At 75.5% G+C, this 13678-nt stretch carries 12 protein-coding genes and 1 pseudogene; 10 read left to right on the top strand and 3 right to left on the bottom strand.

All coding sequences use genetic code 11. From position 1 onward, the window contains the following. Nucleotides 1-29: 29 nt before the first annotated feature. The 6 genes and pseudogenes from rimO to ACGFZL_RS28100 all read left to right on the top strand — a co-directional run. Entirely contained in the window at nucleotides 30-1505 is a 1476-nt protein-coding gene (gene rimO, locus ACGFZL_RS28125; protein WP_355171564.1) for a 30S ribosomal protein S12 methylthiotransferase RimO, read from the top strand. After that, complete coding sequence (gene pgsA, locus ACGFZL_RS28120) at nucleotides 1502-2314, top strand: CDP-diacylglycerol--glycerol-3-phosphate 3-phosphatidyltransferase (protein WP_355171562.1); 813 nt, start codon at nucleotides 1502-1504, stop codon at nucleotides 2312-2314. Before rimO ends, pgsA begins: the two co-directional genes overlap by 4 nt. After that, nucleotides 2311-2856, top strand: coding sequence for a CinA family protein (locus ACGFZL_RS28115; protein ID WP_393695845.1), 546 nt, complete (start codon nucleotides 2311-2313; stop codon nucleotides 2854-2856). Before pgsA ends, ACGFZL_RS28115 begins: the two co-directional genes overlap by 4 nt. 109 nt (nucleotides 2857-2965) lie before the next feature. Further along, a complete protein-coding gene (locus ACGFZL_RS28110; protein WP_355171558.1) occupies nucleotides 2966-3346 on the top strand; it encodes a helix-turn-helix transcriptional regulator in 381 nt (126 codons plus the stop codon). A gap of 154 nt (nucleotides 3347-3500) precedes the next feature. Continuing rightward, nucleotides 3501-3971 (top strand): DNA starvation/stationary phase protection protein, encoded by a 471-nt coding sequence (locus tag ACGFZL_RS28105; protein WP_355171556.1) that lies wholly within the window; start codon nucleotides 3501-3503, stop codon nucleotides 3969-3971. Beyond that, nucleotides 3968-4207: pseudogene (locus ACGFZL_RS28100) on the top strand (hypothetical protein); the annotation flags it as partial. The gene ACGFZL_RS28105 and the pseudogene ACGFZL_RS28100, both read left to right, overlap by 4 nt. A 207-nt stretch (nucleotides 4208-4414) precedes the next feature. Here ACGFZL_RS28100 and ACGFZL_RS28095 read toward each other — a convergent pair. Next, on the bottom strand, nucleotides 4415-5254 hold the full coding sequence (locus ACGFZL_RS28095; RefSeq protein WP_355171552.1) for a DNA-formamidopyrimidine glycosylase family protein: 840 nt from the start codon (nucleotides 5252-5254) through the stop codon (nucleotides 4415-4417). A gap of 18 nt (nucleotides 5255-5272) precedes the next feature. Then, on the bottom strand, nucleotides 5273-10342 hold the full coding sequence (locus ACGFZL_RS28090; protein ID WP_393695842.1) for an ATP-dependent helicase: 5070 nt from the start codon (nucleotides 10340-10342) through the stop codon (nucleotides 5273-5275). Nucleotides 10343-10481: 139 nt separating this feature from the next. Between ACGFZL_RS28090 and ACGFZL_RS28085 the strand changes: the two genes are divergently transcribed. From ACGFZL_RS28085 to ACGFZL_RS28075, 3 genes are read left to right on the top strand one after another with little or no spacing between them, the layout of a single operon-like run. Then, nucleotides 10482-11360 carry an AraC family transcriptional regulator gene (locus ACGFZL_RS28085; protein ID WP_393695840.1) on the top strand — a complete coding sequence of 293 codons (879 nt, stop codon included), beginning with the start codon at nucleotides 10482-10484 and terminating at the stop codon, nucleotides 11358-11360. After that, nucleotides 11357-12082: an AzlC family ABC transporter permease gene (locus ACGFZL_RS28080; protein ID WP_393695866.1), complete on the top strand. Its 726-nt coding sequence runs from the start codon at nucleotides 11357-11359 to the stop codon at nucleotides 12080-12082. The genes ACGFZL_RS28085 and ACGFZL_RS28080 overlap by 4 nt, the downstream gene beginning before the upstream one ends. Further along, nucleotides 12079-12387, top strand: a complete 309-nt coding sequence (locus ACGFZL_RS28075) for an AzlD domain-containing protein (RefSeq protein ID WP_355171546.1) — start codon at nucleotides 12079-12081, stop codon at nucleotides 12385-12387. Before ACGFZL_RS28080 ends, ACGFZL_RS28075 begins: the two co-directional genes overlap by 4 nt. 19 nt (nucleotides 12388-12406) lie before the next feature. Here ACGFZL_RS28075 and ACGFZL_RS28070 read toward each other — a convergent pair whose 3' ends face one another. Then, nucleotides 12407-13351: a hypothetical protein gene (locus tag ACGFZL_RS28070; protein ID WP_393695838.1), complete on the bottom strand. Its 945-nt coding sequence runs from the start codon at nucleotides 13349-13351 to the stop codon at nucleotides 12407-12409. A gap of 80 nt (nucleotides 13352-13431) precedes the next feature. On the opposite strand from ACGFZL_RS28070, the gene ACGFZL_RS28065 reads away from it, so the two are divergent. After that, complete coding sequence (locus ACGFZL_RS28065; protein ID WP_393695836.1) at nucleotides 13432-13626, top strand: DUF3046 domain-containing protein; 195 nt, start codon at nucleotides 13432-13434, stop codon at nucleotides 13624-13626. Nucleotides 13627-13678 lie beyond the last annotated feature (52 nt).

Raw genomic sequence — 13678 nt, 5'->3', positions numbered from 1 at the left:
GCTCGGCGGGACGAAGTACTCTTGAGCCCATGCCTGAAAGCCGTACCGTCGCACTCGTCACCCTTGGCTGCGCCCGTAACGAGGTGGACTCGGAGGAGCTGGCAGGCCGTCTGGAGGCGGACGGCTGGCAGCTCGTGGAGGACGCCGAGGAAGCCGACGTCGCCGTCGTGAACACGTGCGGCTTCGTCGAGGCCGCCAAGAAGGACTCCGTGGACGCCCTCCTGGAGGCCAACGACCTCAAGGGCCACGGCAGAACGCAGGCCGTGGTGGCCGTCGGCTGCATGGCCGAGCGGTACGGCAAGGAGCTGGCCCAGGCGCTGCCCGAGGCCGACGGCGTGCTCGGCTTCGACGACTACGCCGACATCTCCGACCGCCTGAACACCATCCTCAGCGGCGGCGTCCACGCCTCCCACACCCCCCGCGACCGGCGCAAGCTGCTGCCGATCAGCCCCGCCGAGCGCCAGGAGGCCGGCGCCGCCGTCGCCCTGCCCGGGCACGGCCCGGCCGACCTGCCCGAGGGCGTCGCCCCCGCCTCCGGGCCCCGCGCGCCGCTGCGCCGCCGGCTCGGCACCTCCTCGCCGGTCGCCTCGGTGAAGCTCGCCTCCGGCTGCGACCGGCGCTGCTCCTTCTGCGCCATCCCCTCCTTCCGCGGCTCCTTCATCTCCCGCCGCCCCAGCGACGTCCTGAACGAGACGCGGTGGCTGGCCGAGCAGGGCGTCAAGGAGGTCATGCTCGTCTCCGAGAACAACACCTCCTACGGCAAGGACCTCGGCGACATCCGTCTCCTGGAGTCGCTGCTGCCGGAGCTGGCCGAGGTGGACGGCATCGAGCGGGTGCGTGTCAGCTACCTCCAGCCGGCCGAGATGCGCCCCGGCCTCATCGACGCGCTCACCTCGACGCCGGGCGTCGTGCCCTACTTCGACCTCTCCTTCCAGCACTCCGCGCCGAACGTGCTGCGGGCGATGCGCCGCTTCGGCGACACCGACCGCTTCCTGGAGCTGCTCGACACCATCCGCTCCAAGGCCCCCGAGGCCGGTGTGCGGTCCAACTTCATCGTCGGCTTCCCCGGCGAGACGGCCGGCGACCTCGCCGAGCTGGAGCGGTTCCTGAACCACGCCCGGCTGGACGCCATCGGTGTCTTCGGCTACTCCGACGAGGAGGGCACCGAGGCCGCCGGCTACGACGGCAAGCTGCCCGAGGACGTCGTCGCCGAGCGGCTCGCCCGGGTCTCCCGGCTGGCCGAGGAACTCGTCTCGCAGCGGGCCGAGGAGCGCGTCGGCACCACGGTGCGGGTGCTGGTCGAGTCGGTGGACGAGGAGGACGGCGTCCGGGGCCGCGCCGAGCACCAGGCACCCGAGACGGACGGCCAGGTGCTGCTCACGAGCGGCGAAGGTCTGGTCCCCGGTCGTATGGTCGACGCGAAGGTGGTCGGTACCGAGGGCGTCGACCTGGTGGCCGAAGCGCTGCCGGGGGCGGCCCCGGACAGTGAGGAGACGGGCAGATGACGGGAGTCCCGGCGTCCGCGGCGGGCGGTCCGCGGGGTGTACCGGGGACCGCGCAGGGCGCGGTGGAGCGGGGAGTCCCGCAGGGGGCGGTGCAGCGCGGGGCGGACGAACCGCGGCGCGGTACCGGCGGCTCCGCGCAGGGCGGGGCGGACGCGTCCGGTGCGGAGCGCGGTGCCGCCGACGCCCGGCGTGGCGGGAAGATCGCCGCGGCGGCGGTCGACCAGGCCAGCGTCTGGAACGTCGCCAACCTGCTGACGATGCTCCGGCTGGTCCTCGTGCCCGCCTTCGTGGCGCTGCTGCTCGGCAACGGCGGCTACGACCCGGCCTGGCGCTCCTTCGCCTGGGCGGCCTTCGCCATCGCCATGATCACCGACCTGTTCGACGGCCATCTGGCCCGCACCTACAACCTCGTCACCGACTTCGGGAAGATCGCCGACCCGATCGCCGACAAGGCGATCATGGGCGCGGCGCTGATCTGCCTCTCCGCCCTCGACGACCTGCCCTGGTGGGTCACGGCGGTCATCCTGGGCCGGGAACTCGGCATCACCCTGCTGCGTTTCCTGGTCATCCGGTACGGCGTCATCCCGGCCAGCCGCGGCGGCAAGCTCAAGACCCTCACCCAGGGCATCGCCGTCGGCATGTACGTGCTGGCGCTCACCGGGCCCCTGGCGACCCTGCGGTTCTGGGTGATGGCGGCGGCCGTCGTGCTGACCGTGGTGACCGGCCTCGACTACGTGAAGCAGGCGATCGTGCTGCGTCGCCGGGGAATCGCCGAGCGCCGGGCGGCGTTGAAGGAGTCCCAGGCTTGAGTTCCGCTGCTGCCGAGGCGGTGCGGCTACTCACGGTGAGGGGCGAGACCCTCGCCGTCGCGGAGTCCCTGACCGGCGGTCTGGTCGCCGCGGCGATCACGGCGGTCCCCGGGGCGTCGAAGGCGTTCCGCGGCTCGGTCACCGCCTACGCGACCGAGCTGAAGCACCGGGTGCTCGGCGTCGACGCGGAGCTGCTCGCCGCCCGCGGTGCGGTGGACCCGCAGGTCGCGGCCCAGATGGCGGCCGGCGTACGCGTGGCGATGGGCGCCGACTGGGGCCTGGCGACGACCGGCGTGGCCGGTCCCGAGCCGCAGGACGGGCAGCCCGTGGGCACCGTCTTCGTGGCCGTCGACGGCCCGTTCGGCGCTGGTGACGGTTCTGCCCCTGGCGGAAAAGTCCGGGAGCTGCGGTTGAACGGCGACCGGGCGGAAATTCGTAGAGAGAGTGTACGGAGCGTACTCGCCCTCCTGCTGGAGGAGCTGGCGGGCGAACGGACCGGGAATGCGCGGGCACAGGATACGGAACGGAACGGGGGGTTTTGATGTTTGCAGCCCTGAGTGAACACGACATCGCTCCCCGCACGGCCGCGGCGCGAGGCGGTACGGTGGGGCGTGAAGGATGCGGCTACGCGGTCCGAGGAGGGAGCCACCGATGATTCTGCTCCGTCGCCTGCTGGGTGACGTGCTGCGTCGGCAGCGCCAACGCCAGGGCCGTACTCTGCGCGAAGTCTCCTCTTCCGCCCGAGTCTCACTCGGCTATCTCTCCGAGGTGGAGCGGGGGCAGAAGGAGGCGTCGTCCGAGCTGCTGTCCGCCATCTGCGACGCGCTGGACGTACGGATGTCCGAGCTCATGCGCGAGGTGAGCGACGAACTCGCCCTCGCCGAGCTGGCCCAGTCCGCCGCGGCCACGCCCAGCGAGTCGGTGCCCGCCCCGGTGCGTCCGATGCTGGGTCCCGTCTCGGTGACCGGTGTGCCACCGGAACGGGTGACCATCAAGGCGCCGACGGAGGCCGTCGACGTCGTCGCCGCCTGATCGACGCGCACCTGTGCGCGCTCGGGGCCCCGGCCATGGCCGGGGCCCTTTCGCGTGCCGGCGCGCGGGGCGGCGCCGGTTGCCGGTACCGGCCCGCGCGGTCATCGTGGAGAGAGGCCGGGAGGGCCCGGGGGCCGGATCGCCGGAGGTGTGGATGTACGTCGTGAAGAGCCCGTTGTCCGACGCGGACCTGAAGGCCGTGTCCGAGGCACTCCAGGGCGCCCTCGTGGACCTCGTGGACCTCGCCCTGGTGGGCAAGCAGATCCACTGGAACGTGGTCGGCCCGCGCTTCCGCTCCGTCCACCTCCAGCTGGACGAGCTGGTCGACACCGCGCGCGCCCACTCCGACACCGTCGCCGAGCGGGCCTCCGCGCTCGGCGTCTCCCCGGACGGCCGTGCCGCCACGGTCGCCGTGGGCAGCGGGGTCGGGGTGACGCCCGAGGGCTGGGTGGACGACACGACCGCGGTCGGGACCATCGTGGAGGCGCTGGGAGCCGTGATCGGGCGGATGCGGGAGCGGATCGCCGCGACCGCCGACCCGGACCCGGTGAGCCAGGACATCTTCATCCAGGTCACCGCCGACCTCGAGAAGCAGCACTGGATGTTCCAAGCCGGCAACGGATGACGCGGACGCGGGCGGTCCCGCGGGCCGTCCGCCGCACGGCCGCGCTGGGGTTCGGCGCCCTGTGGTGGTGGGCGGTGCTCCGGCTCGCCCTCGTGCCCGACGCCGGCGTGGTCGAGGGGGCGGTCGCCGTCGGCGGGTGGGGGCTGAGCGTGCTGCCGGTGCACTGCGCGCCCAAGCGGCGGTCGGCGGGGGTGCTGGGCGCGGGGCGGTGGCGGCGGGCGTTCGCGGCTCGACGTGGCCCGGCAGCGGGCCGCGGTGGCATCGCCGAGGGCGGCCGTGGTGTGGTCGCGGCCGACGGTGGCGCCGGAGCCGGGCACGTGCTGACGCCGGAGGATCGCGTCGAGCATGTGCTGAGGCCCGAGGATGGCGCCGAGCCCGTGGTGAGGCCCGAGGATCGCCCGTTCGAGTGAATTCGCGGTGGCTGTCCCTGGGGCGGCGCGAGATCAGCGCGCCGGGCGTCGGGAGCCGGTCCGGGTGCCGGGCACCCTGCGGGGCGCGGGGCCCGTCTGGCAGGTGGGGCACCAGTACGTGGGGCGGTCGGTGGAGCCGTCGCCCTGGTCGGCCTTGCGGATGGACGTGCCGCAGCGCAGGCAGGGGCGGGGTGCGCGGCCGTAGACGAACAGGTCCTGGCCGCGCAGGCCCGTCGTGCGGCGGACGGGGCGGTCGCGGTTGGCCTCCAGGAGGCGCTTGCAGAGCGCCGGGAGCCGGGCGGCGTACGCCTCGGGCAGGTCGCCGACCGGGAGCCAGGGGGTGGCGCCGAGCAGGAAGCAGATCTCGCACTTGTAGACGTTCCCGACGCCGGCCAGATTGCGCTGGTCCAGCAGGGCCTCGCCGAGCGGCCTGGCGGGGTCCGCGCGGAGGTTGGCCAGCGCCAGCTCCGGGTCCCAGTCCGGGCCGAGCAGGTCGGGGCCCAGGTGGCCGACGGCGCGCTCCTCGTCGGCGGTGTGCAGCAGTTCGAGCACCGGGAGGCGGTAGCCGACGGCCGCGCGGTCGGTGTTGGCGAGGACCACCCGGATCTGATGCCCGGCGCCGCCGCCCCAGCGCTGACCGGGCGCGTACACCTTCCAGGCGCCGTCCATCCGGAGGTGCGAGTGGACCGTCAGGCCGCCCTCGACGCGGGTCAGCAGGTGCTTGCCGCGGGCGACGCAGTCCAGGACGCGGCGGCCGGTGAGGTCGGTCAGGGCGTACTTGGGCACGCGGAAGTCGCTGCGGGTCAGCACCCGGTCGGCGAGGGCCTCGTGCAGCCGCTTGGCGGCCTGGTAGACGGTGTCTCCTTCAGGCATGGCTCAAGGGTGGCAGGCTCACGCCCGGATCCGCAGGCCGCGCGGGGTGGCGACGAACCCCGCCTCCTCCAGGAGCGCGCCGAAGGGCGAGGTCAGCGCCGCCGCGCCATTGATCCGCTCCACCGTGACCGTGCCCAGCTTGCCGGCCCGGGCGGCGTCGGCCAGGGCCTCGGTGGCCGCGCGCGGCCGGGGGTCGTCGGCGGGGGCGCCCTCCGGGTCGGCGGGCCAGATCAGCAGGGTCTTGCCGCCGCGCTCCATGTAGAGCGCCGGTTCGCCCTCGACCAGCACCACCAGGGAGCCGGCCTTGCGGCCCGGCTTGTGCGTGGCACCGGCCGGCGGCTCGGGCCAGGGCAGGGCGGCGCCGTAGGCGTTGGCCGGGTCGGCGGCGGCCAGGACGACCGCCGGTGACCGCTCCGGGCCCCGGCGGCCGGCGCCCCGGCCGGCGAACCCGTTGCCGTGACCACCGCCCGCCCCGGCGTACCCGCCCTGTGGGAAGCCGCCCCGGGGGCCGCCGGCGCCGGGCTCGGCGTAGTCGCGGGGTGAGATGTAGTCACCGCGGGAGGGGCGGCGGCCCAGGTCCTCGCCGGGGGGTGCGAGGGGGTCGCGGGGGTGATCGGAGGCACCGCCGACGTCGGCCGGGAAGCCGTCGTCCTGGAAGCCTTCGAGCGGGAAGTCGTCGGCGGGGATGCGGCCGGCCGTCGGGAAGCCGTCGTGCGGGGAGCCGCCGGTGGACCAGGAGGGGTCGGGTGCCGGGCCGTCGGGCGCGAAGGCGTGATCCCCCGAGCCGTCGGCGCCGCCGGCGGGCGGGGCGGCCGGCCGGGCGGAGGCCCCGTCGCCCCGCTCCCGGGCGTTCGCGACCGCGCGCAGCCGGTCCACCGCGCCGTCCATGGCGAACTGGGCCGCGCCGAGCCCCTCCACCACATAGCCGCGCCGGGCCTGCCCGCTCTCCTCGAAGGCGGCCAGGATCCGGTACACCGCGGCGAAGCCGCCCTCGATCCCCTCGGCGGCGACGGCGCCCCGGGTCACCACGCCGTGCCGGTCGAGCAGGGTGTGGGCGGTGGCGTGGGCGCGCACCGTCAGGTCGCCCTCGCGGGCCGGGAGCAGGGACCAGCGGCCCGCCACGGTCGGCGGCCCGTTGCGGGAGGCGGTGCGGGCGGCGGCCGTCAGCGAGCCGTACCGGCCGCGGGGCATCGCGCGCTTGGCGCGGTGGGCCGTGGAGCCCGCGGTGCGGCCCGAGCCGAGCAGGGAGCGCAGCGGGGTGAGCGTGTCGTTGGTGAGCCGCCCTGACCAGGCCAGGTCCCACAGGGCGTCGGCCAGCTGCGGGTCGGTGGCCTCGGGATGGCCGGCGGCGCGGACCTGGTCGGCGATCTGGCGGAAGAACAGGCCGTACCCGCCCGACAGGACGTCCAGGACCGCCTGGTGCAGGCCCGTCAGCTCCAGGGGGTGCGCGGGCGGCAGCAGCAGCGGGGCGGCGTCCGCCAGGTAGAGCGAGACCCAGCCGTCCTTGCCGGGCAGGGACCCGACGCCCGCCCAGACGACCTCGCCGGCCGCGGTCAGCTCGTCCAGCATCGCCGGCGTGTAGTTCGCCACCCGGGACGGCAGGACCAGCTTCTCCAGGGCGGACGCGGGCACAGACGCGCCCTGGAGCTGCTCCACCGCGCGCACCAGTCCGTCGACGCCGCGCAGGGTGTGCCCCCGGCCGATGTGCTGCCACTGGGGGAGGAACTGGCCGAGCGCGGCCGGCGGCACCGGCTCCAGCTCGTGCCGCAGCGCGGCCAGGGACCGGCGGCGCAAGCGGCGCAGCACCGTCGCGTCGCACCACTCCTGGCCGATGCCCGAGGGGTGGAACTCGCCCTGCACCACCCGGCCGCTCGCGGCGAGGCGGTGCAGGGCGCCGTCGGTGACCGCGACGCCCAGGCCGAAGCGGGCGGCGGCGCCGGTCGAGGTGAACGGGCCGTGCGTGCGGGCATGCCGGGCGAGCAGGTCGCCCAGGGGGTCCTTGACCGGCTCGGTGAACGCCTCCGGCACGCCGACGGGCAGCGCCGTGCCCAGCGCGTCGCGCAGCCGCCCCGCGTCCTCGACCGCCGCCCAGTGGTCGGCGCCGGCGATCCGCACCCGGATGGCGCGGCGGGCGGCGGCCAGCTCCTCGGCCCAGCCCGGCTCGGCGCCCCGCTCGGCCAGCTCGGCGTCGGTCAGCGGCCCGAGCACCCGCAGCAGGTCCGCGACGCCCTCGACGTCCTTGACGCGGCGGTCCTCGGTGAGCCACTGCAGCTCGCGCTCCAGCTCGGTGAGCACGTCCGCGTCGAGCAGCTCCCGCAGCTCCGCCTGCCCGAGCAGCTCGGCGAGCAGCCGGGAGTCCAGGGACAGGGCGGCGGCGCGGCGCTCGGCCAGCGGCGAGTCGCCCTCGTAGAGGAACTGGGCGACGTAGCCGAAGAGCAGGGAACGGGCGAAGGGGGACGGCTCGGGGGTGGTGACCTCGACCAGGCGGACCCGGCGCGACTCCAGGTCGCCCATCAGCTCGACCAGGCCGGGGACGTCGAAGACGTCCTGGAGGCACTCGCGGACCGCCTCCAGGACGATCGGGAACGAGCCGTACTCGCTCGCCACCTCCAGGAGCTGCGCCGCGCGCTGGCGCTGCTGCCACAGCGGGGTGCGGCGCCCCGGGCTGCGGCGCGGCAGCAGCAGCGCGCGGGCGGCGCACTCCCGGAAGCGGGAGGCGAACAGCGCGGAACCGCCCACCTGGTCGGTGACCACCCGGTCGACCTCACCCTTGTCGAAGACGACGTCGCCCGCGCCGACCGGCGCCTGCCCGGCGTCGTACTCGGTGCCCGGGCGGCCCTGCTGCCCCGGCTCCTGGTCGAACAGATCCAGGCCCATCAGGTCGGCGTCCGGCAGGCGCAGCACGATGCCGTCGTCGGCGTGCATGACCTGGGCGTCCATGCCGTACCGCTCGGACAGGCGGGCGCCGAGGGCCAGCGCCCACGGGGCGTGCACCTGGGCGCCGAAGGGTGAGTGGACCACCACCCGCCAGTCGCCCAGCTCGTCGCGGAAGCGCTCCACGACGATCGTGCGGTCGTCGGGGATGTGGCCGCAGGACTCGCGCTGCTCGTCCAGATACGCGAGCACATTGTCCGCCGCCCAGGCGTCCAGGCCCGCGGTGACCAGGCGGAGCCGGGCGTCCTCCTTGCCGAGGGCGCCGACCTCGCGCAGGAACGCGCCGAGCGCGCGGCCCAGCTCCAGGGGGCGGCCCAGCTGGTCGCCCTTCCAGAACGGCAGCCGGCCCGGCACTCCCGGGGCGGGGGAGACCAGCACGCGGTCGCGGGTGATGTCCTCGATGCGCCAGGAGCTGGTCCCCAGGGTGAACACGTCCCCGACCCGGGACTCGTAGACCATCTCCTCGTCCAGCTCGCCGACCCGGCCGCCGCCCTTCTTGGGGTCGGCGCCGGCGAGGAAGACGCCGAAGAGGCCGCGGTCGGGGATCGTGCCGCCCGAGGTGACGGCGAGACGCTGCGCGCCCGGGCGGCCGGTGACGGTGCCGGCGACGCGGTCCCACACCACGCGCGGGCGCAGCTCGGCGAAGGCGTCGGAGGGATAGCGGCCGGCGAGCATGTCCAGGACGGCGGTGAACGCGGACTCCGGGAGCGAGGCGAAGGGGGCGGCCCGGCGGACCACGGCGAGCAGGTCGTCGGCCTGCCAGGTGTCCAGGGCGGTCATCGCCACGAGCTGCTGGGCCAGCACGTCCAGCGGGTTGGCGGGGACCCTGAGGGCCTCGATGGCGCCGCTGCGCATCCGCTCGGTGACGACCGCCGCCTGCACCAGGTCGCCGCGGTACTTCGGGAAGACCACGCCGGTGGAGACCGCGCCGACCTGATGGCCCGCGCGGCCGACGCGCTGGAGCCCGGAGGCCACCGAGGGCGGCGACTCGACCTGGACGACCAGGTCGACGGCGCCCATGTCGATGCCCAGCTCCAGGCTGGAGGTGGCGACCACCGCGGGCAGCCGGCCCGCCTTGAGGTCCTCCTCGACCAGGGCACGCTGCTCCTTGGAGACCGACCCGTGGTGGGCGCGGGCGATCACCGAGGGGGCGCCCTGGGCGGCGCCGGAGCCGCCCATCAGCTCGGCGGGGGAGTGGTGTTCCTCCAGGGGCTCGCCGGTGGCCCGCTCGTAGGCGATCTCGTTGAGCCGGTTGCACAGGCGCTCCGCCAGGCGGCGGGAGTTGGCGAAGACGATCGTGGAGCGGTGCGACTGGACGAGGTCGGTGATGCGCTCCTCGACGTGCGGCCAGATCGAGGGGCGCTCCGCCCCCTCATTGCCGTCGGCGACCGGGGAGCCGCCCAGCTCGCCGAGGTCCTCGACCGGGACGACGACGGAGAGGTCGAACTCCTTGCCCGACTCGGGCTGGACGATCTCCACCTTGCCGCGCGGGGCGAGGAAGCGGGCCACCTCGTCCACCGGGCGGACGGTCGCCGACAGGCCGATGCGGCGGGCCGGCCTCGGCAGCAGCTCGTCGAGGCGCTCCAGGGTGAGCGCGAGGTGGGCGCCGCGCTTGGTGCCGGCCACCGCGTGCACCTCGTCCAGGATCACCGTCTCGATGCCGGTCAGCGCCTCGCGCGTGGCCGACGTCAGCATCAGGAACAGGGACTCCGGGGTGGTGATCAGGATGTCCGGCGGCCGGGTGGCCAGGGCGCGGCGCTCGGCGGCCGGGGTGTCGCCGGAGCGGATGCCGACCCTGACCTCCGGCTCGGGCAGGCCGAGCCGCACGGACTCCTGGCGGATGCCGGTCAGCGGGCTGCGCAGATTGCGCTCCACGTCCACCGCCAGGGCCTTCAGCGGCGACACGTACAGCACCCGGCAGCGCTTCTTCGGGTCGGCCGGCGGCGGCGCCGAGGCCAGCTGGTCCAGGGCGGCGAGGAAGGCAGCCAGCGTCTTGCCCGAGCCGGTGGGGGCGACGACCAGCACGTCGGAGCCCTCGGAGATGGCCTGCCACGCCCCGGCCTGGGCGGCGGTGGGCGCGGAGAAGGCCCCCGTGAACCAGCCGCGGGTCGCGGGGGAGAAGCCGTCCAGGGCTCGGTGTGCGGAGCTGACCATGGCTCCATCCTGCACCCGCCCACTGACAATCGCCCTGAGCTGGGCGGATGCGGACGGAACGGACGCGCGAGCGGGAACGGCGAGGCCGGGGGAACGGTCCGGGGAGCCGGCTCGGTGGGGCGTGGCCGAGAATGAGGGCATGGCGGGATCGGTCGAACGGGCGCGGCACTGGCGGTACGCCGAGCTGCCCGGTGTCGACCTGCTGCGGGCCCGGTACGTGCGGAAGACCTTCGTCCGGCACACCCACGAGCACTTCGTCATCGCCGCCATCGCCGACGGCGTGGAGGTCTTCCACCACGGCGGCGGCGACCGGTCCGCGGGCCCCGGCTCCCTCGCGCTGATCAACCCCGACACACCGCACACCGGACGGGCCGGGGTGCCGGAGGGCTGGCGCTACGGCGCCGTCTACCCCTCGCCCGAGGTCGTGGCCGGCATCGCGGCGGAGACGACGACGCTGCGCGGCACCCCCGGCTTCGTACGGCCCGTCCTCGACGACTCGTACACCGTCCGCCTGGTGCACCGGGTGCTGCGCGCCGCCGACGAGGGCGACGCGCTGGCCGCCGACACGCTGCTGCGGGTGGCCGTGACCCGGCTGCTGCGGCTGAACGGCGGTCCGCTGCCGCGGCGGGAGATCCGCACGGCGGGCGCCCGGACCGCCGCACGCGCGCGTGCCGTGCTGGAGGAGCGGATGACCTGCCCGCCGAGCCTTCAGGCTTTGGCCGAGGAACTGGGCACCAGCCCCTTCGCGCTGCTGCGCGCCTTCCGTGACGCCTACGGCATGCCGCCGCACACCTGGCTGACCGACGCCCGGGTGCGCCGGGCCCGCGGCCTGCTGGACGCCGGGACCCCGCCCGCCGAGGCGGCCGCCGCCGTGGGCTTCACCGACCAGCCGCACCTGAACCGGCACTTCGCGCGGATCGTCGGCGTACCGCCCGGTGCGTACCAGCGCGAGCGCAAAAACGTACAAGACGCGGTCACGGGTCTGCTCCTACCGTGCGAGGCGTGGGAGAACAGATGACCGTCCCGGAGACGGGGACAGCGGAAGCAGACAAGCCGGACAGAGCCGTCGTGCGCGACGCCCTCGGGGTGGGGGTCGCGGTGGGGCTGTCCGGGTTCGCCTTCGGGGTGACCTCGGCCGGCGGCGGGCTGAGCGTGCTCCAGACCTGCGCGCTCAGCCTCCTGGTGTTCACCGGGGCGTCCCAGTTCGCCCTGGTGGGCGCCCTCGCGGCCGGCGGCAACCCGTTCACGGCCGCGGCGGGGGCCTTCTTCCTGGGCGTGCGCAACGCCTTCTACGGGCTGCGCCTCTCGCAGCTGCTGGCCCTCCCGCGCGCGTTGCGGCCGTTCGCCGCGCACTGGGTGATCGACGAGACGACGGCCGTCGCCCTCGCCCAGCCCAGCCGCCGCGCGGTCCGCCTCGGCTTCACCGTCACCGGCGCCACCCTGTACGTGCTGTGGAACCTCACCACGCTCCTCGGCGCGCTCGGCGCGGAGGCCATCGGGGACACCGACGCCTGGGGCCTGGACGCGGCCGGGCCCGCGGTCTTCCTGGCACTGCTCGCGCCGATGCTGACGACGGCCACCGAGCGCGCGGTGGCCGCCCTCGCCGTCGTCCTGGGGCTCGGCCTGCTGCCCGTGCTGCCCGCAGGGGTGCCGGTGCTGGTCGCGGCGCTGGCCGCGCCGGCCGTCCTGTGGGCCCGGGGCCGCCGCGCCGGTGACGCCGGACGGGAGGGGGAGCGGTGAACGTCTGGATCGCCATCGGCGTGACCGCCCTCGGCTGCTACGCCGTCAAGCTGCTCGGCCTGCTCGTGCCCGCCGGCGCGCTGGAGCGGCCCCTGGTCAGACGCCTGGCCGCCCTGCTGCCCGTGGCGCTCCTCGCGGCGCTCACCGCCCAGCAGACCTTCGGCGACGGGCAGGCGCTCGTGCTGGACGCGCGGGCGGCCGGTGTCGGCGCCGCCGCGGTGGCGCTGCTGCTGCGGGCGCCGTTCCTGGTCGTGGTCGCGGCGGCCGTGCTCGTCACCGCGGGGGTGCGGGCGATCGGGGGCTGACCGGGCCGGGCCGGCGGGCTCAGTGGATGCTCCTGCCGTACGCCCGCAGTGTGCCCAGCGCCTCGATGGTCACCTCGGGGCGTGCCTCAACGGCCCAGGTCCGCGCCGCGGAGGTGGCTTCGTGCGGGTGGCCCAGGGGCCAGCCGCCGTCCTCCTCCTGCGTCGCCGCGAGCCGGTCCAGGGAGCGCGTCATCTCCGCGTCCGTGAACCACGCGCGCGCGAGGGAGCGCGGCGCGGGGGCGTAGCAGTGCGGGAGGCAGGCCCCGCTCCGGGCACGCGCGTCCGTGTCGTCGGGACCCGGCGTCGTGTCGTCGGGACCTGGCACCGCGTCGTCGGGATCCGGCACCGCAGCTAGGTGACTCTCGCGCACCAGGCGGCCCAGCCGGGCGGCGGCCTCCTCCGCGCGCGTGCGGTCGGGGACGCGGTCCAGGAAGACCAGAGCGGCCCGGACCTCCGCGGCCCCGGGGGTGGTCAGCGCGTCGATCGCCTGCCAGCAGAAGTCCGTGGCCCGGAACAGCCAGGCGTGCCACACCTCGTTGCCGTGCAGCAGGCCGACCACCGGGGCGGTGGCGAGCAGGTCGCCGCGCGGGCCGTCCGCCGCCGGCAGCGCCCCGTCCGCGGCGGAGGCGGTGGCCAGGCAGCCGCACAGCCGCTCCACGCGCTGCCCGCCGCAGCAGCCCACCGTGTCCAGCACCCGCAGCGCCCGCGCGGCGTGCGCCGGTCGGCTGGCCGGGCCGCGCAGGGCGGGGTCCAGCGCGTGGCCGTAGCCGCCGTCCGCGTTGCGGTAGGCGTCCAGGGCGGTCAGTACCGCCTCGGCGCCCCCGCCCCGGAACCGGTGCGCGAACAGGCGCTGCTCCAGCACGCGCGCGGTGTGCCACACGAAGTGCTCCGCGCGGGCGAGCGGGGAGGGCGGCGGGGACGCGAGGGCGCCCGCCGGCGGGGCGGAGGGTCCGGTTTCGGCCATGCGTCAGACCGTAGGGCGGAAAGCGGTCCCGCCACCCGCCCCTGGGCGAGGGCCACTCTCAGGAGCGGGATACTGGTGTCATGCGGTTGACGGTCTTCTGGGAGCGGATGGCGGAGCACTTCGGTCCGGGGTACGCGGACACCTTCGCGCGCGACCACGTGATGGCGGAGCTGGGCGGACGCACGGTGCTCGAGGCGCTGGACGCCGGCTGGGACGCCAAGGAGGTCTGGCAGGTCGTCTGCACGGTCATGAACGTGCCACAGGAGCAGCGCTGACCTGTAACGAAGTCCGTCCGACCGGTCACGGAGTCCGCCCGACGGTTCTCCG

The organism is Streptomyces sp. NPDC048182 (assembly GCF_043202555.1).
GTDB lineage: Bacteria > Actinomycetota > Actinomycetes > Streptomycetales > Streptomycetaceae > Streptomyces.
This window is presented reverse-complemented; position numbering and strand designations above follow the sequence as displayed.